The organism is Streptomyces sp. NPDC006335 (genome assembly GCF_040612795.1).
In the GTDB taxonomy this organism is placed as follows: Bacteria; Actinomycetota; Actinomycetes; order Streptomycetales; family Streptomycetaceae; genus Streptomyces.
Window position 1 is genome coordinate 693,825 of sequence record NZ_JBEXQX010000002.1, and the last position, 17,528, is coordinate 711,352.

The window sequence follows — 17,528 nt, forward strand, 5'->3', positions numbered from 1 at the left end:
AGCGGGGTGGGACGGGCGGGGGTACGCGAGCGGATGGGGGAGCGGATGTCACAGGCGCGGGACGTACGGGCCGACGCGGACGGCGAGGCGGAGAAGGAAGCGCCGACGCCGGTGCCGGTGCCGAGGCGCCGCCGCTGGGTCCGCTGGAGCGTCATCGGGCTCGCGCTCGTCGTCCTCGTCCCCCTCCTGTCCGTCGCCGTCGCCCTTCGCCTGAACTACGCCGGCGACCTCGCCGACGGCACCCGCACCCGGGGCAAGGACGCGATCTGGCTCGGGCACGCCTGGGTGGACGGCCGCAAGACCGACGCCGACGTCAGGGCCCTCGCCCGGCGCCTGAGCGACACCGGGATCCGGGACCTGTACGTCCACGCGGGGCCCCTGGAACACGACGGGACGCTGCCCGCGTCGGCGTACCCGAGGGCGCGCTGGCTGATCGGCGCCGTGCACGAGGCGGCCCCCGGCATCCGCGTCCAGGCCTGGCTCGGCGACAAGCTCGCCACCGAGAGCCCGGACGGCATGCGCCTCGCCGAGAAGGACACCCGCGCCGCCGTCGTCCGCTCCACCCGCCAGATCCTCGCCGCCGGGTTCGACGGCGCCCACTTCGACCTGGAGCCCCTGCACTCCGGCGACGAGCACTACCTCGACCTCCTCGACGCCCTCCACGAGGTCACCCGCGCCCGTGGCGTCCCCCTCTCGGTCGCCGCCCACCAGATCGACCCGCTGCCCGCGCTGCACTCCGTGGCGGGGACGCTCGCCGGGCACCCCAAGTGGTGGTCGCAGGCGTACTTCGGGCAGGTCGCACGACGGGTCGACCAGATCGCGGTGATGTCCTACGACACGAGTACACCGCTGGAGAGCCTGTACGGCGGTTACGTGGCCCAGCAGACCTCGCTGGCCCTGGAGGTGACCCCGGACTCCACCGACCTGCTGATGGGCCTGCCCTTCTACCAGGAGAACAACTTCGACCACTGGGCCTTCGCCGAGACCGTCCCCGCGGCCGTCCGGGGCGTCCGCCTCGGCCTCTCCCGCACGGACGCGGACCGCGCGAACTTCGGGGTGGCGCTGTACGTCGACTTCGCGGCCAGGGAAGCGGACTGGACGGCGTACGAGAAGGACTGGGTCCGCTAGAAAACCAGCTGCGGTCCGGCGCGCCGCCCTGCCACGATCTGCCCGGTGACCGTCACCCGCAGACACCTCACCCGCGACGACCTCGCGCCTCTTGCCCGAGTGGCGACCGGCCGTTCGCTCACCGCCGCCGAACGTCTGCGCGGAGGCACCAGGAAGGGTGTCTACCGGCTCTCCCTCGACGACGGCACCACCGTCGTCGCCTACGTCTGGTCGGCGGACGAGGACTACTGGGACGCCGGCCCCGCCGACCCCCGCGACCCGTTCTCCGCCGGCTCCGGTCCCGAGGTGTTCACGGCCGCCCACGACCGGCTGGTCGCCGCCGGTGTCCGCACCCCGCGCCTCCTGTACGCCGACACCACCAGGGACGCCGTGGTCGTCGAGGACCTGCGGGGAGGCAGCCTGGAGGAAGCCCTGGAGCGGGACCCGGTCGCCGGGCGGGCCGCGCTGGAGCGGTTCGCCGACGAGCTGGCGACCCTGCACGCACAGGAGGGCCCCGCCTTCGGCAAGGTCGGCCTCGTCGACAACGGCGGTACCTCGTCGGCGGGTTCGGCCGTGGAGCGCGTCACCGAAGGAGCCCTGCGGGACATCGAGCGGGCCGCCGTCCGGGACACCCGGATCGCCGTCGTACGGGACGAGGTGGAAGAGACCGTGCGCCGGCTCGCGGCGGCGGTACGACCCCGCGACCGGCACACTCTCGTCCACGGCGAACTGGGCGCGGACCACGTCCTGTTGGACGACCGGGGGCGGCCCGCCCTGATCGACGTCGAAGGACTCATGTACTTCGACGTCGAGTGGGAGCACGTCTTCCTGCGGATCCGTCTCGGTCCGCACTACGACGCCCTCGGCGTCCCCGACCTGGACGAGGACCGGATGCGCCTGTACCGCCTAGCCCTGCACCTGTCCCTGGTCGCCGGCCCCCTCCGCCTGCTCGAGGGCGACTTCCCGAACCCCGAGGGGATGCGGGAGATCGCGGAACACAACCTGGTCAGGGTGCTGGAGCTCGTGGGACGATGATCGATGTGCACGTGACGCTGGTGGTTCTCGCGGTGCTGGTCCTGACGGCCGGGGCGGTGCTCTCCCTGGCCGCGATCACCACCGGGTGGATCGCGCCGGGCCGCGGACGGGCCAAGGTGCTGCGGCCCCGGGTGTGGGGCTACGGCACCCTGGTCGCGATGGCCGGGATCGGCACGTACCTGTTCGTCGGCCCGCTCCAGGGGCCGGACATGGGGAACTTCCCGGTCGCGATGAGCGGCATGGCCGCGTTCGCCGCGGGGCTGTACGTCCAGCGGCAGTCGCTGAAGCCCGCTAGGAAGACCTCCTCCTGATCTTCGAGCCCAGCCACACCAGCGGGTCGTACTTGCGGTCGACGGCCCTCTCCTTCAAGGGGATCAGCGCGTTGTCCGTGATCTTGATGCCCTCGGGGCAGACCTCCGTGCAGCACTTGGTGATGTTGCAGTAGCCGAGCCCGTGCTCGTCCTGGGCCGTCTTCTTCCGGTCCAGGCCGGACTCCTCCGCCGCGTCCAGCGGGTGCATGTCCAGCTCCGCCACCCGCATGAGGAAGCGCGGGCCCGCGAACGCCGTCTTGTTCTCCTCGTGGTCGCGCACGACATGGCAGGTGTCCTGGCACAGGAAGCACTCGATGCACTTGCGGAACTCCTGTGAGCGGTCCACGTCCTCCTGCATCATCCGGTACTCGCCCGGCTCGAGACCGGACGGCGGCACGAACGCCGGGACCTCGCGCGCCTTCTGGTAGTTGAAGCCGACGTTCGTGACCAGGTCCCGGACCACCGGGAAGGCCCGCAGCGGAGTGACGGTGATCGTCTCCTCCTGCGTGAACACCGACATGCGGGTCATGCACATCAGCCGGGGCCGTCCGTTGATCTCCGCCGAACACGAACCGCACTTGCCCGCCTTGCAGTTCCAGCGGACGGCGAGGTCGGGCGCCTGGGTGGCCTGGAGGCGGTGGATGATGTCCAGCACCACCTCGCCGTCGTTGACCTCGACCTTGAAGTCCTCCAGGTCGCCGCCCTTCACATCGCCCCGCCACACCTTGAAGTGGGCCGTGTAGCCGCTCATTCGTACAGCTCCTCTTCGGCGAGGTACTTGACCAGCTCCTCCTTGTCGAAGAGGGCGAGCAGGTCGGCGCGGATGGGGTCGGTGGTCTCACGGGTGAGGTCGATCTGGCCCCGGACGGGGTCGGTCGCCGCCAACCCGCCCGTGGGATCGGTCAGTCGGCACAGCAGGTTGACGCGGCGCCACTCGCGGTCCATCCCCGGATGGTCCTCACGGGTGTGGCCGCCGCGCGACTCGGTCCGCTCCAGCGCGGCCCGCGCCACACACTCGCTGACCAGCAGCATGTTCCGGAGATCGAGCGCGAGGTGCCAGCCCGGGTTGAACTGCCGGTGCCCCTCGACCCCGGCCCGCCGGGCTCGTACCCGAAGCTCCGCGAGCTTCTCCAGGGCCTGCTCCATCTCGCCCTCGCGGCGGATGATGCCGACCAGGTCGTTCATCGCCTGCTGGAGCTCCTGGTGGAGTGTGTAGGGGTTCTCCGGAGGTCCTACGGCGGGTTCGACGCCCTCCGCCGAGAACGGCCTGAGCGCCTCGGCCGCCGCCGCGTCGACCTGGGCCTCGTCCACCGGCGGACGTGCCGCGGCGAGCCCGGTCGCGTACTCCGCCGCGTGCCAGCCCGCGCGGCGCCCGAACACCAGCAGGTCGGAGAGCGAGTTCCCGCCGAGCCGGTTCGAGCCGTGCATGCCGCCCGCGACCTCACCGGCCGCGAACAGCCCCGGCACTCCGCGCGCCGCCGCCGTGTCCGACTCGACCGCGACGCCGCCCATCACGTAGTGACAGGTCGGCCCGACCTCCATCGCCTCCGCCGTGATGTCGACGTCGGCCAGCTCCTTGAACTGGTGGTACATGGAGGGCAGCCGGCGCCGGATGACCTCGGCGGGCATCCGGGTCGAGACGTCCAGGAAGACCCCGCCGTGCGGGGAGCCGCGGCCCGCCTTCACCTCGGCGTTGATCGCACGGGCGACCTCGTCACGGGGGAGCAGCTCGGGGGGACGCCGGTTGTGGTCCGGGTCCTCGTACCAGCGGTCGCCCTCCTCCTCCGACTCGGCGTACTTCTCCTTGAAGACGTCCGGGACGTAGTCGAACATGAACCGCTTGCCCTCGGAGTTGCGCAGCACCCCGCCGTCGCCGCGGACCGATTCGGTGACGAGGATGCCCTTCACCGACGGGGGCCAGACCATCCCGGTCGGGTGGAACTGCACGAACTCCATGTTCAGCAGGGGCGCGCCCGCGAGCAGCGCCAGCGCGTGCCCGTCGCCGGTGTACTCCCACGAGTTCGACGTCACCTTGAAGGACTTGCCGATGCCACCGGTCGCGATCACCACGGCCGGGGCTTCCAGGACGAAGAAACGGCCGGTCTCACGGTCGTAGGCGAAGACCCCGGAGACGCGGGAGCCGTCCTTCAGCACCCGCGTGACCGTGCACTCCTGGTAGACCTTGAGGCGCGACTCGTAGTCGCCGGTCTCCTTCTTGTCCTCCTGCTGGAGGGACACGATCTTCTGCTGGAGCGTGCGGATCAGTTCGAGGCCCGTGCGGTCGCCGACGTGGGCCAGGCGCGGGTACTCGTGGCCGCCGAAGTTGCGCTGGGAGATCCGGCCGTCCTTGGTGCGGTCGAACAGGGCGCCCCAGGTCTCCAGCTCCCAGACCCGGTCCGGGGCCTCCTGGGCGTGCAGCTCGGCCATCCGCCACTGGTTGAGGAACTTGCCGCCGCGCATGGTGTCGCGGAAGTGCACCTGCCAGTTGTCGTTCTCGTTGGCGTTGCCCATGCTGGCCGCGATGCCGCCCTCGGCCATCACGGTGTGCGCCTTGCCGAACAGGGACTTGCAGATCACGGCCGTACGGGCACCGCGCTCGCGGGCCTCGATGGCGGCGCGGAGACCGGCACCCCCGGCGCCCACCACCACGACGTCCCACTCCTGCCGGTCGACCACGGACATCAGAAGGCACCTTCAATCTAGAAGAAGCGCGGATCGTCGAAAGCGCCCGAGGCGACCAGGAAGACGTAGAAGTCGGCGAGCGCCACGCTCACCAGCGACGCCCAGGCGAGCTGCATGTGCCGGGCGTTCAGCTTCCCGACGAGCTGCCAGGCCCTGTAGCGCACGGGGTGTTTCGAGAAGTGCTTGAGCTTGCCGCCCACGATGTGCCGACAGGAGTGGCAGGAGAGGGTGTACGCCCAGATCAGCACGATGTTGACCAGGAACACCAGGGTGCCGAGGCCCATGTGGCCCCACGCGTAGTGCTCGTCGCGGAAGGCGAGCACGGTGTCGTAGGTCAGGATGCCGGCGACCAGGATCGCGGCGTAGAAGAAGTACCGGTGGATGTTCTGCAGGATCAGCGGGAAGCGGGTCTCACCGGTGTACTTCTTGTGCGGCTCGGCCACCGCGCAGGCCGGCGGGGACGCCCAGAAGCCCCGGTAGTAGGCCTTGCGGTAGTAGTAGCAGGTCAGCCTGAAGCCGAGCGGGAAGATCAGGATGATGATCGCGGGGGAGATCCCCCACCAGCCGCCGAAGATCTCCCAGTTGGGGCCGTGGCGCATGGGCGCGCAGCGCTCGGCGAGGCAGGGGGAGTAGAACGGCGAGACGTACGGGGCCGCGTAGTAGTCCGTGTCGGCGAAGGCCCGCCAGGTCGAGTACACGATGAAGGCGAGCAGCCCGGCGGCCGTGGCCGCGGGCGCCAGCCACCAGCGGTCGGTGCGCAGATGCGGGGCGTCGATCGCGGCGCGCGTACCGGTGCGTACGCCGCCGCTCACGGTATGGGATTCGGTGTCGGGGGGTTCCGTACCAGTGGCCAACGCTTGACTCCGGTCGGGTTCAGGGGGCTCGGCGGTCGCGGGCGCCGAGTCCCTCGTCGTCCGAGTCCGTCCACAGGGTGTTGTCGTACGGGGTGTCGGAGATGGAGACGAGATCCGGGCGGCGGGCCTTGGCCAGCGCCGGGTCGGTCTCCCTCAGCAGCGCGAGGCTCTCGCGCAGGCGGTCGGCGTCGATCCGCACACGGCGCATCTCCAGACCGTTGCTGCCCAGCTGCTGCTCCAGGCGCTTGACGTACCTGAGCACCTCGTCGAGCGAGCGCTGGGCCGCTGCCAGTTCGTCGTTCACGGACATGACGTGACCTCACTTCCGTGGGCGGGGATGCCCTGGACGGGAACGGTCATGCGCCTGCGAGTGTTGCGCGTCACACCTGCCGGTGTGAAGGGACGTGCATGGATTGGCGGATCGTGTGCCTCCGTGCGCGCCCCTCGTGCGCCGTCGATTGCGCCGCACGGGTGGGCTTCCCGGTCGTTGTCGCCGTGTCGCCGTCCGTTGCCGAACCCTTTCCTCTTCAGTGGCCGCAATAGATGTGATCAGCTCCATATACCGCCAAAAGTGATCATAACGCCCGTGGCTCCCGGAGGTAAGCAGAGATGTCCCACAACGGCGTCGCCCTGCGCGCGGTCACGCGCTCGGTCGGCTTCCTCACCGCGGGCGCGCTCGCGGTGACCGCGCTCTCCGGGTGCAGTTCCGATGAGAAGACCAGCAAGCCGCTCGCGGAGCAGGACATCGCGCCCGCCGCCCGCGACCAGGTCGCCGACGGCGGCACTCTGCACTGGGCCGTGGACGCCGTCCCCGAGACCCTGAACACCTTCCAGGCGGACGCGGACGCGACCACCACCACCGTCGCCCAGGCGGTCCTGCCGTCGATGTACCGGCTCGACGCGAACGGGCGACCGCAGGTCAACCCCGACTACCTGGAGTCGGCCAAGGTCGTCGAGACCGAGCCCCGGCAGGTCGTGCTGTACAAGCTGAACCAGCAGGCCGTGTGGAGCGACGGCCGGGAGATCGGCGCCGCCGACTTCGCCGCCCAGTGGCGCGCCCTGTCCGGCAAGGACTCCGCGTACTGGACCGCCCGCAACGCCGGCTACGAGCGCATCGAGAAGATCGAACGCGGGGTCGACGACCTGGAGGTCCGGGTCACCTTCGCGCGGCCGTACGCCGACTGGCGCTCGCTGTTCTCGCCGCTGTACCCGAAGGACGTCATGGGCACCCCGGACTCCTTCAACGACTCCGCCCGCAAGAAGCTCAAGATCACCGCCGGTCCCTTCCAGGTGAAGAAGGTCGACCGCAAGGAGGACGAGGTCACCCTCGCCCGCAATCCGCGCTGGTGGGGCCACCCCGCCAAGCTGGACGAGATCGTGTTGCGCGCCGTACCGCGCGACGAGCGGACCGCCGCGCTGGCCGCCGGCGCGATCGAGCTCGCCGAGATCGATCCCGAGGCGCTCGACCGCATCGGCCTCGCCGCCCGCGCGGGAGCGAAGACCGGCGGCAGCCCGGTCGCGGGCCCGGGCGGAGTCCCCGCCCGCCGCTCCGGCAACCTGGAGGCCGCCGACGCGCTGCGCTCCTGGGCCGAGGCCCACGGGGACGACGAGGAGGCCGACGACGAGGAGCTCAGCGCCCGGCAGAAGGAGCGCAGGGCGCTCGCCGCCTACCGGCGTGAGCAGGCGGCGCTGAAGGGCTTCGAGGTCCGCAGGTCCCTGGAGCCCGCCTACACCCAGCTCGCCCTCAACGGCGCCTCGGGTCCGCTCGCCGACGAGCGGGTCCGCCGGGCCGTCGCCCGCGCCCTCGACCGCAAGGCGCTGGCCGGCGCCGTCCTCTCGCCGCTCGGACTGCCCGCCGTGCCGGTCGGCAGCCACCTCGCGCTCTCCGGCCAGGACGCCTACGCCGACAACAGCGGCGCACTCGGCGGCCAGGACGCCAAGGAGGCCCGGGCGCTGCTCGCGGACGCCGGGTGGGTGCCCGGCGGACCGGTCGACAAGGAGAAGAAGAAGGGCGACAAGGCGGCGGGGGCCGAGGGCGAGAAGGCCGGACGGGACTCCGGGGGCGAGAAGGCCGGACGGGACTCCGAGGGCGAGAAGGCCGGACGGGACTCGGAGAAGGGGGACGACGGGACGTACATCGTCGGCGAGGACGACAAGAGCGACGACAAGGACCCCAAGGACCACCGTGAGGGCGGGGCCGGCCCGCGGCACCTCGCCCAGGACGGCAAGCAGTACGCGAACAAGCTGAGGCAGGGCGGTGCGCCGGGGGCGTACGCCCCCAAGGGCACGGCGGCTCCGGCGGACGCGGCGACGAAGGTGCTGGCCAAGAACGGCAAGGCGCTCGCCCTGCGGTTCGTGCTCCCGTCGGGGCCGGGGTCCCAGACGCTGCGCACGGTGGCCGGGCGGATCTCCGCGATGCTGGAGAAGGTCGGTATCCGGACCGAGATCTCCAAGGTCTCCGACGAGAGCTACTTCAAGGACCACATCGCGTCCGGGCAGTACGACCTCGCGCTGTACTCCTGGCCCGCGTCCGCCTTCCCCGCCACCGACGCCCGCCCGATCTTCGCGAAGCCGGTGCCGGCCGCCGACGGGTCGCTGAACGTCGAGCAGAACTACACCCGGGTCGGCACCGACCAGGTGGACCAGCTCTTCGACCAGGCCGTCGGCACGCTCGACGAGGGAAAGAGCCGGAGCCTGATCCGCAAGGCCGACTCCCGGATCTGGGCCGCCGCCGGATCCATCCCGCTGTACCAGCGGCCCCAGCTCACGGCCGCCAAGAAGAACGTGGTGAACGCCGGTTCCTTCGGGTTCCAGACACCGGTCTACGAGGACATGGGCTTCCTGAAGAAGGGCGCGAAGCCGGCGGCCGGCCCCTCCGCCGACTGAGCCCGGCGAGCCCCCGCCCAGGAGGCAACGTACGATGGGGTGAGGCCGTGGCATGTTGAGCCCGGCAGGGTCCGCGTAACACAGAAGTACGCGTCGGCCTTCCTCACACTCCAGGAGTACGCCTTCATGGCCACGCGCCACGACATCCGTAACGTCGCCATCGTCGCCCACGTCGACCACGGCAAGACGACCCTCGTCGACGCCATGCTGAAGCAGGCCGGTGCGTTCGCCGCGCACGCCGCCGAATCGCTCGACGACCGCATGATGGACTCGAACGACCTGGAGCGTGAGAAGGGCATCACGATCCTGGCCAAGAACACGGCCGTGAAGTACCACCCGAAGGATGGCGGCGAGGTCGTCACCATCAACATCATCGACACCCCGGGCCACGCGGACTTCGGCGGCGAGGTCGAGCGTGGTCTGTCGATGGTGGACGCGGTGGTGCTGCTCGTCGACGCCTCCGAGGGCCCCCTGCCCCAGACCCGCTTCGTGCTGCGCAAGGCGCTGCAGGCCCGGCTGCCCGTCATCCTCTGCATCAACAAGACGGACCGCCCCGACTCGCGCATCGACGAGGTCGTCAACGAGGCGTACGACCTCTTCCTCGACCTCGACGCCGACGAGGACCAGATCGAGTTCCCCATCGTCTACGCCTGCGCGCGTGACGGTGTGGCCTCGCTGACCAAGCCGGAGGACGGCACCGTCCCGGCCGACAGCGACAGCCTGGAGCCCTTCTTCTCCACGATCCTCTCGCACGTGCCGGCTCCGGAGTACGACGACGCCGCCCCGCTCCAGGCGCACGTCACCAACCTGGACGCCGACAACTTCCTGGGCCGTATCGCGCTGCTCCGCGTCGAGCAGGGCGAGCTGCGCAAGGGCCAGACCGTCACCTGGATCAAGCGCGACGGCACGATGTCCAACGTGCGCATCACCGAGCTGCTGATGACCGAGGCGCTCACCCGCAAGCCCGCCGAGAAGGCCGGCCCGGGTGACATCTGCGCGGTCGCCGGTATCCCGGACATCATGATCGGTGAGACCCTCGCGGACCCCGAGAACCCGATCCCGCTGCCGCTGATCACGGTCGACGAGCCCGCGATCTCCATGACGATCGGCACGAACACCTCGCCGCTGGTCGGCCGTGGCGGCACGGGCAAGGGCGCCGACGCGAAGGCGGCCGTCAAGGACCGCAAGGTGACCGCCCGTCAGGTCAAGGACCGCCTGGACCGCGAGCTGATCGGTAACGTCTCGCTGCGCGTCCTGGACACCGAGCGCCCCGACGCCTGGGAGGTCCAGGGCCGTGGTGAGCTCGCGCTCGCCATCCTGGTCGAGACCATGCGCCGGGAGGGCTTCGAGCTGACCATCGGCAAGCCGCAGGTGGTCACCAAGGAAGTCGACGGCAAGGTGTACGAGCCCGTCGAGCGCATGACCATCGACGTGCCCGAGGAGCACATGGGCGCGGTCACGCAGCTCATGGGCGTGCGCAAGGGCCGTATGGACAACATGTCGAACCACGGCTCCGGCTGGGTGCGCATGGAGTTCGTGGTGCCCTCCCGCGGTCTGATCGGCTTCCGCACGGAGTTCCTGACCCAGACCCGCGGTACCGGCATCGGGCACTCCATCCACGAGGGCTTCGAGCCCTGGTTCGGCACCCTGCAGACCCGTAACAACGGCTCGCTGGTCGCCGACCGCTCCGGTGCCGTCACCGCCTTCGCGATGACGAACCTTCAGGAGCGCGGCGTGCTCTTCGTGGAGCCCGGCACCGAGGTGTACGAGGGCATGATCGTCGGCGAGAACTCCCGCGCCGACGACATGGACGTGAACATCACCAAGGAGAAGAAGCTCACGAACATGCGGTCGTCCTCGGCCGACTCGTTCGAGGCGATCGTCCCGCCGCGCAAGCTCTCCCTGGAGCAGTCCCTGGAGTTCTGCCGCGACGACGAGTGCGTCGAGGTGACCCCGGAAGCGGTGCGCATCCGTAAGGTCAACCTGGACGCCCGCGAGCGCGCCCGCGCCGCGAGCCGCGCCAAGCACGGCTGACCCGACCGCCGGCGACGGTCGGCAGCCCGGTTCCCCGACGCGGGGAACCGGGCCTCAGGCGTGCCCGCGAAAGCCTGTCCGCGATCCATGAGACACCGTCCGGATATCGGTAAGGACCCGATCGTGTTTCGGACATGTGAACCGAAATCCATTGCGGTATGTCCGATTTGACGGTCTGTCGTCTTGCGTGTCAAGCGCGACCAGGTGTCAATCTTTGCAATTTTTCCTCAAAATATGGTCGGTAGGGAGATCCCTATGTCTTCCGCCCTTGACGCGCGTTGAACACTTTGGCGAAAGTTCCCCCAAACCACAGAACCTGCCGGTATCTGTGCTGCGCTCAACTCTCCAACCCCCCGGGGGAAGTACACACATGACCAGTCCAGTCGCCTTGGACCCCGAGCTCGAGTCGAACGCCGAGCCTGTCAAGGCCGAGCAGAAGCTCGAGGGTCGTTCTCCCGGCCAGTTGATGTGGCAGCGCTTCAAGCGCGACCGTACCGGTGTCATCTGTGCCGTGGTAGTGATTTTGTACTTCGTGATCTCGCTGCTCGCGCCGCTCCTGGTCAAGCTGAGCGGGACCGACCCGTACACGCTGTACGGACAGGACCCGACCTACGCGGACAAGCCGGTCCTGGACGAGTTCGGTCTTCCCCTGGGCTACTTCGGCGGCGTCTCGGGTGACCACTGGTTCGGTGTGGAGCCGCAGTACGGCCGTGACCTGTTCGCCATGCTCGTGTACGGCATGCGGACGTCGCTGTTCATGGCGCTCGGCGTGACCGTCCTGCTGATGGTCACCGGCGTGATCATCGGTCTGATCGGCGGCTACTTCGGCGGTCGTACCGACTACTGGATCGGCCGGGTCACCGACTTCTTCCTGTCCTTCCCGCAGCAGCTGTTCTTCATCGCCTTCATGCCCGTGGTCACCGCGTTCTTCGTCGACCCGCGGGAGGAGACCCCCACGTACTTCCGCGCACTGGCGATGCTGATCGTGCTGTGGCTGCTGGGCTGGATGGGCATGGCGCGCCTCGTGCGCTCCACCGTGCTGTCCCTGCGTGAGAGGGAGTTCGTCGAGGCCGCCAAGGTCTCCGGCGCCTCCCCCTGGCGGATCGTCCGCAAGGAGATCCTGCCGAACGTGGTGACGCCGATCCTGGTGCAGTTCACGTACTCGCTGCCCAGCACCATCCTCACCATCGCCTTCCTTTCCTTCGCCGGTGTCGGGTTCGTCGAGCCGACTCCGGACTGGGGACGACTGTTCGCCGCCGCTGCCCAATACACCGAGCAGGACCCGGCGTTCCTCTTCTTCCCCGGCCTGGCGCTGGTGATGTTCGTTCTGGCCTTCAACCTCCTCGGAGACTCGGTCCGGGACGCTTTCGACCCCAAGTCCGGGCGGTAACTCGTCCATTGGTGGGGGGTGGCTGCCGCCCCCGCGTCGGCCTACCAGCCGCGTCAGGCAGTACTCATGGATAACAACCGACAGGTAGGTATTCGCCTCATGAAGCCCATCAGCTCGCGCAGAGCGCGCGCAGTCGTCGTCGCCCTCGCAGCCGGTTCCCTGGCTCTCACGGCCTGCTCCAAGAACGAGGGCGGCGACTCCGGTGCCGACTCGAAGAAGGACCAGAAGCAGGCTTCGGTCCAGTCGAAGGCGGTCACGTACGCCGACGCCGCGGGCTCGACGGGTCCTGCCGAGGAGGTCCCGGGCGCCAAGGCCGGCGGCACGATCAACGTCTACCAGGAGGCGGGCCTCTCGCACCTGGACCCGGGCCAGATCTACGTCTCCGACGCGGGCCAGGTCGCCAACCTGCTCTTCCGTCGTCTGACGCAGTTCAAGGAGGACGACAAGGGCAACGTCTCGGTCGTCGGTGACCTCGCCACCGACTCCGGTCAGTCCTCCGACGGCGGCAAGACCTGGACCTTCAAGCTGAAGGACGGCATCAAGGACGCCAACGGCGCCGCCATCACGTCGGCCGACGTCCGCCACACGGTCGAGCGCCAGTTCGCGAAGTTCATCTTCGACGGCCCGCCCTACCTCCAGACCTGGCTCGCCGGCGACAAGTACGCCTCCGACTACCGCAAGCTCCTGCCGGGCGGCGGCTTCGACGGCAAGCACCTGCCGGCCTCGGTCCTGGACACCCCGGACGACAAGACCGTCGTCTTCCACTTCGACCAGGCTCGCCCGGACCTGCCGCAGACGCTGGCCATGGCCGGCTACGCCGTCGTCCCGGAGAAGACGGACACGAAGGAGAAGTACGACAAGGCCCCGGTCGCCACCGGCCCGTACAAGATCGCCTCGTACAAGGTCGGCAAGGAGCTCGTGCTCACCAAGAACACGAACTGGGACCCGAAGACGGACTCCGTCCGTCACCAGTACCCGAACGGCTTCGACTTCCAGTTCGGCATCACCGAGTCGACCCAGACCAAGCGTCTGATCGCCGACCAGGGCGCGGACAAGAACGCCATCCAGCTCACCGGCGGTGTCGAGTCCACGCAGATCCAGGACGTCATCGGCAACGCGGCCGTCAGCAAGCGCACGGTCAAGGGCTACCAGCCCTACGTCATGCAGTTGACCTTCAACCTCAGCCGTGTGAAGGACCTGAAGGTCCGCCAGGCCATCACCTACGCGGTCAACTCCAAGTCGCTCATCGCCGGTGAGGGCGGTGCCTACGGCGGCGACGTGGCGCCGAACTACTTCGCCCCGACCCTGCCGGGCTACGAGGCGAGCTACGACCCGTACGGCCGTCTGAAGACGCCGCAGGGCAACATCGCGAAGGCCAAGGAGATCCTCAAGAGCGTCCCGGCCGCCGAGAAGAAGGTCGTCTTCGCCTACGCCAACAGCGAGAACGGCCAGAAGCGCAAGGTCGCCATCGAGGACGCCCTGACCAAGGTCGGCTTCGACGTCGTCTCCAAGGAGGTCGACGCCGCGAGCTACTACGAGCAGATCGGCAAGCTCGACAACCCGTACGACATGTACATCTCGGGCTGGGGCCAGGACTGGCCGTCGCCGGGCACGGTCATCACGCCCATCTACGACGGCAACCAGGTCTCTGACGGTTCGCCGAACTACTCGCACGTCAAGGACGCCACGGTCGACGGTCTGATCAAGAAGGCCCTCGCCGAGGACCCGACCGCGGCTGCCAAGACGTGGAAGGAAGCCCAGCACTACCTGCTGGAGAAGGTCGTCCCGGCGGCCCCGCTCTGGTACACCAAGCAGTTCCAGCTCTCCGGTTCGAACATCGGCGGTGCCCGCTACGGCTCGGTGTCCAGCCTGATCGACATCAACCGTCTGTTCGTCAAGTCGTAACTCTCTACGGCTGATCGCGGGGGCGCGCACCAGGCGGAGCGCGCCCCCGCACCTCCGTGAAACCTCCCACCGTCTCCGCAGAGAGCAGCCCTCCCGCCATGTTTCAGTTCATCGTCCGGCGCACAGTCGGTGCCCTGGTCACCCTGTTCCTCATCGGCGCCGCCACGTTCTTCCTGTTCGTCGCCGCGCCTTCCGACTACGCCTCTCTGGCCTGTGGCAAGGACTGCTCTCCCGCGAGGCTGGAGGACATCCGCCAGGCTCTCGGCCTCAACCTGCCGATCCACCAGCAGTTCTGGGACTTCATGTCCGGCATCGTGCTGGGCCGTGACTTCCCGACCGGGCACTGCAGCGCGCCCTGCCTCGGTCAGTCGTTCTACTCGGGCGACATGGTCTGGTCGACGATCATGGACCGCTTCCCGACGACCCTGACGCTCACCGCGGGAGGCGCCGTCGTCTTCGTCATCGTCGGTGTCGGCGCCGGCATGATCGCCGCCTACCGGCGCGGCACCCTGATCGACAAGGTCGCCACCGGTGTCTCGATGGTGCTCAGCTCGTTCCAGATCTACGTTCTCGGCCCGATCGTCCTGCTGATCTTCGTGTACAGCACGGGCTGGATGGACAACCCGGCCTACCACCCGATCACCGAGGACCCCTGGAAGTGGTTCACCGGCATGCTGCTGCCGGTGCTGGTGATGGCCACCATCTTCACCGCCCAGTACACGCGTATGGCGCGCTCCTCGATGATCGAGCAGCTCGCCGAGGAACACGTCCGCACCGCCCGCGCCAAGGGCATGTCGAACAAGTACGTGTTCTTCCGCTACGCCTGGCGCGGTTCGATGATCCCGATCGTCACCGTCCTCGGCATCGACATCAGCTCCATGCTCGGCGGCGCCGTCGTCACGGAGCTGACCTTCTCGTTGCAGGGGATCGGCCGCCTCGCCGTGGACGGCGCGGTCCACAAGGACCTGCCGCTCACCATGGGCGTCATGCTGTTCGGTGCCTTCTTCATCCTGATCGTCAACATCCTCACCGACATCGCGTACGCCCTCATCGACCCGCGCGTCCGTCTCTCCTAGGAAGAACGAACCACCGTGACCACACTGACCAAGACCGAGGACGCTCCGGCCCCTTCCGGCTCGGACAGCTTCCTCTCAGTGCGCGATCTGAAGGTGCAGTTCTCCACCGAGGACGGCATCGTCAAGGCCGTCGACGGTCTGTCCTTCGACGTCGAGCGCGGCAAGACGCTGGGCATCGTCGGCGAGTCCGGCTCCGGCAAGTCCGTCACCAACCTGACGGTCCTCGGCCTGCACAACCCGCGCACCACCTCCATCGACGGCGAGATCATCCTCGACGGCAAGGAACTCGTCACCGCCACCGAGCGGGAGCTGGAGCAGCTCCGCGGCAACAAGATGGCGATGATCTTCCAGGACCCGCTGACCGCGCTGTCGCCGTTCTACACGGTGGGCCGCCAGCTGTCCGAGCCGTTCATGAAGCACCGCGGCGCCTCCAAGAAGGAGGCGAAGGACCGTGCGGTCCAGATGCTGGAGAAGGTCGGCATCCCGCAGCCCAAGACGCGCTTCGACGACTACCCGCACCAGTTCTCCGGCGGTATGCGCCAGCGCGCGATGATCGCCATGGCGCTGATGTGCGACCCCGAGCTGCTGATCGCCGACGAGCCCACCACCGCACTGGACGTCACCGTGCAGGCCCAGATCCTGGACCTGCTCAAGGACCTCCAGCAGGAGTTCGGCTCCGCGATCGTCTTCATCACCCATGACTTGGGCGTCATCTCCAACATGGCCGACGACCTCCTGGTGATGTACGCGGGCCGGGCCGTCGAACGGGGCAGCGTCCGCGAGGTCATGCGCGCGCCCCGCCACCCCTACACCTGGGGTCTGCTCAGCTCGATGCCGCGCCTCGACAGCGACGTCGACGAGGAACTGGTGCCGATCCCCGGCTCCCCGCCCTCGCTGCTCAACCCGCCCTCGGGCTGCCCCTTCCACCCCCGCTGCGGTTTCAAGGACGAGGTGGCCGGCACCCTGTGCACGGACGTCAGGCCGCCGCTGGCCGCGGGCCGTGCCTCCGCGTGCCATCTGACGGCGGAGCAGAAGCAGACCATCTTCATCGACAAGATCCAGCCCCGGCTGCGCTAGGGAGAACCGAGACATGAGCGACAACCTCACCCTCCCCGCCCAGCAGGGTCCCACCGGTACCTCGACCGAGGAGCTCCTCAGGGTCGAGGGCCTGACCAAGCACTTCCCGATCTATGGCGGCTTCCCGATCAAGCGGAAGGTCGGCGCGGTGCAGGCCGTCGACGGCATCGACCTCTCGGTCGGGGTGGCCGAGAGCGTCGGCCTGGTCGGCGAGTCCGGCTGCGGCAAGTCGACCACCGGCCGACTGATCACCCGGCTCCTGGAGCCCACGGCCGGCAAGATCACGTACTCCGGTCAGGACATCACGCACGCCTCGCGCCGCCAGCTCGCGCCGGTGCGGTCCGAGATCCAGATGATCTTCCAGGACCCGTACTCCTCGCTCAACCCGCGCCAGACCGTCGGCTCGATCATCAAGTCGCCGATGGAGGTCAACGGGATCGAGCCGGAGGGCGGCCGGGAGAAGAAGGTCCGCGAGCTGCTCGAACTCGTCGGCCTCAACCCGGAGCACTACAACCGCTTCCCGCACGAGTTCTCCGGCGGTCAGCGCCAGCGCATCGGTGTGGCCCGCGCGCTCGCCCTGAACCCCAAGCTGATCGTGGCCGACGAGCCGGTCTCCGCGCTCGACGTGTCCATCCAGGCGCAGGTCGTCAACCTGCTCAAGAAGGTCCAGGACGAGCTCGGCATCGCGTTCCTGTTCATCGCCCACGACCTCGCCGTCGTACGGCACTTCTCGCAGCGCGTCGCGGTGATGTACCTCGGCAAGGTGGTCGAGGTCGGCGACCGGGACTCGATCTACAACCGGCCGCGGCACCCGTACACCCACGCCCTGCTCTCCGCGGTCCCCGAGGTCGAGATCGACGACGAGGCCGAGCGCCGGGAGCGTATCCGGCTCTCCGGTGACGTCCCCTCGCCGATCCACCCGCCGTCCGGCTGCCGCTTCCGCACCCGGTGCTGGAAGGCACAGGACAAGTGCGCGAGCGAGGAGCCGCCGCTGGTCCAGATCTCCGGCAACAAGGCCGGCCACCTGACGGCCTGCCACTTCCCGGAGGACCCGACCACGGAGGCCCGCGACGAGGACGTGATCATGGATCCCGCCCTGAAGGCCCTGGAGGAGGCGGCGCAGTCGCCGACCAAGGACTGACGACGGTTGCACAACCCCCGACCGGGGGCG

The 17,528-nt window shown here is 68.9% G+C and carries 14 protein-coding genes; 10 read left to right on the top strand and 4 right to left on the bottom strand.

Going from position 1 to position 17,528, the window contains the following annotated elements:
• The first annotated feature begins 45 nt into the window (after positions 1–45).
• From ABZ098_RS09100 to ABZ098_RS09110, 3 genes are read left to right on the top strand one after another with little or no spacing between them, the layout of a single operon-like run.
• A complete protein-coding gene (locus ABZ098_RS09100; protein ID WP_356588747.1) occupies positions 46–1,128 on the top strand; it encodes a hypothetical protein in 1,083 nt (360 codons plus the stop codon).
• A 45-nt stretch (positions 1,129–1,173) separates the two neighbouring features.
• Complete coding sequence (locus ABZ098_RS09105; RefSeq protein WP_356588749.1) at positions 1,174–2,142, top strand: phosphotransferase; 969 nt, start codon at positions 1,174–1,176, stop codon at positions 2,140–2,142.
• Positions 2,139–2,453, top strand: a complete 315-nt coding sequence (locus ABZ098_RS09110; protein WP_356588751.1) for a hypothetical protein — start codon at positions 2,139–2,141, stop codon at positions 2,451–2,453. The genes ABZ098_RS09105 and ABZ098_RS09110 overlap by 4 nt, the downstream gene beginning before the upstream one ends.
• Here the strand turns inward: ABZ098_RS09110 and ABZ098_RS09115 are convergent.
• The 4 genes from ABZ098_RS09115 to ABZ098_RS09130 are packed head-to-tail and all read right to left on the bottom strand — an operon-like array spanning position 2,434 to position 6,299.
• A complete protein-coding gene (locus tag ABZ098_RS09115) occupies positions 2,434–3,204 on the bottom strand; it encodes a succinate dehydrogenase/fumarate reductase iron-sulfur subunit (protein ID WP_356588753.1) in 771 nt (256 codons plus the stop codon). The two genes, ABZ098_RS09110 and ABZ098_RS09115, sit on opposite strands and share 20 nt — an antisense overlap.
• Complete coding sequence (locus tag ABZ098_RS09120) at positions 3,201–5,135, bottom strand: fumarate reductase/succinate dehydrogenase flavoprotein subunit (protein ID WP_356588755.1); 1,935 nt, start codon at positions 5,133–5,135, stop codon at positions 3,201–3,203. The genes ABZ098_RS09115 and ABZ098_RS09120 overlap by 4 nt, the downstream gene beginning before the upstream one ends.
• Before the next feature lie 17 nt (positions 5,136–5,152).
• Positions 5,153–5,989: a hypothetical protein gene (locus ABZ098_RS09125; protein WP_356588757.1), complete on the bottom strand. Its 837-nt coding sequence runs from the start codon at positions 5,987–5,989 to the stop codon at positions 5,153–5,155.
• Positions 5,990–6,008: 19 nt separating this feature from the next.
• A complete protein-coding gene (locus ABZ098_RS09130) occupies positions 6,009–6,299 on the bottom strand; it encodes a hypothetical protein (RefSeq protein ID WP_356588759.1) in 291 nt (96 codons plus the stop codon).
• Between the two features lie 299 nt (positions 6,300–6,598).
• Between ABZ098_RS09130 and ABZ098_RS09135 the strand changes: the two genes are divergently transcribed.
• From ABZ098_RS09135 to ABZ098_RS09165, 7 genes are all read left to right on the top strand, one after another.
• A complete protein-coding gene (locus ABZ098_RS09135) occupies positions 6,599–8,875 on the top strand; it encodes an ABC transporter family substrate-binding protein (protein ID WP_356588761.1) in 2,277 nt (758 codons plus the stop codon).
• A 126-nt stretch (positions 8,876–9,001) separates the two neighbouring features.
• A complete protein-coding gene (typA, locus tag ABZ098_RS09140; RefSeq protein WP_356588763.1) occupies positions 9,002–10,909 on the top strand; it encodes a translational GTPase TypA in 1,908 nt (635 codons plus the stop codon).
• 370 nt (positions 10,910–11,279) lie between these two features.
• On the top strand, positions 11,280–12,299 hold the full coding sequence (locus ABZ098_RS09145) for an ABC transporter permease (RefSeq protein ID WP_356588765.1): 1,020 nt from the start codon (positions 11,280–11,282) through the stop codon (positions 12,297–12,299).
• 99 nt (positions 12,300–12,398) lie between these two features.
• Positions 12,399–14,204 carry an ABC transporter substrate-binding protein gene (locus ABZ098_RS09150; protein ID WP_356588767.1) on the top strand — a complete coding sequence of 602 codons (1,806 nt, stop codon included), beginning with the start codon at positions 12,399–12,401 and terminating at the stop codon, positions 14,202–14,204.
• Positions 14,205–14,302: 98 nt separating this feature from the next.
• Entirely contained in the window at positions 14,303–15,280 is a 978-nt protein-coding gene (locus ABZ098_RS09155; RefSeq protein WP_356588769.1) for an ABC transporter permease, read from the top strand.
• 15 nt (positions 15,281–15,295) lie between these two features.
• A complete protein-coding gene (locus tag ABZ098_RS09160) occupies positions 15,296–16,357 on the top strand; it encodes an ABC transporter ATP-binding protein (protein ID WP_356588771.1) in 1,062 nt (353 codons plus the stop codon).
• 13 nt (positions 16,358–16,370) lie between these two features.
• Positions 16,371–17,498, top strand: coding sequence for a dipeptide ABC transporter ATP-binding protein (locus ABZ098_RS09165; protein ID WP_356588773.1), 1,128 nt, complete (start codon positions 16,371–16,373; stop codon positions 17,496–17,498).
• The last annotated feature ends 30 nt before the right edge of the window (positions 17,499–17,528 follow it).

What these genes read in the sequence shown, in the direction of transcription:
- typA (WP_356588763.1), top strand. Translation starts at nt 9,002, where the DNA reads ATGGCCACGCGCCACGACATCCGTAACGTCGCCATCGTCGCCCACGTC.
- ABZ098_RS09165 (WP_356588773.1), top strand. Translation starts at nt 16,371, where the DNA reads ATGAGCGACAACCTCACCCTCCCCGCCCAGCAGGGTCCCACCGGTACC.
- ABZ098_RS09120 (WP_356588755.1), bottom strand. Translation starts at nt 5,135, where the DNA reads ATGTCCGTGGTCGACCGGCAGGAGTGGGACGTCGTGGTGGTGGGCGCC.
- ABZ098_RS09155 (WP_356588769.1), top strand. Translation starts at nt 14,303, where the DNA reads ATGTTTCAGTTCATCGTCCGGCGCACAGTCGGTGCCCTGGTCACCCTG.
- ABZ098_RS09150 (WP_356588767.1), top strand. Translation starts at nt 12,399, where the DNA reads ATGAAGCCCATCAGCTCGCGCAGAGCGCGCGCAGTCGTCGTCGCCCTC.
- ABZ098_RS09100 (WP_356588747.1), top strand. Translation starts at nt 46, where the DNA reads ATGTCACAGGCGCGGGACGTACGGGCCGACGCGGACGGCGAGGCGGAG.
- ABZ098_RS09135 (WP_356588761.1), top strand. Translation starts at nt 6,599, where the DNA reads ATGTCCCACAACGGCGTCGCCCTGCGCGCGGTCACGCGCTCGGTCGGC.
- ABZ098_RS09110 (WP_356588751.1), top strand. Translation starts at nt 2,139, where the DNA reads ATGATCGATGTGCACGTGACGCTGGTGGTTCTCGCGGTGCTGGTCCTG.
- ABZ098_RS09130 (WP_356588759.1), bottom strand. Translation starts at nt 6,299, where the DNA reads ATGTCCGTGAACGACGAACTGGCAGCGGCCCAGCGCTCGCTCGACGAG.
- ABZ098_RS09145 (WP_356588765.1), top strand. Translation starts at nt 11,280, where the DNA reads ATGACCAGTCCAGTCGCCTTGGACCCCGAGCTCGAGTCGAACGCCGAG.
- ABZ098_RS09115 (WP_356588753.1), bottom strand. Translation starts at nt 3,204, where the DNA reads ATGAGCGGCTACACGGCCCACTTCAAGGTGTGGCGGGGCGATGTGAAG.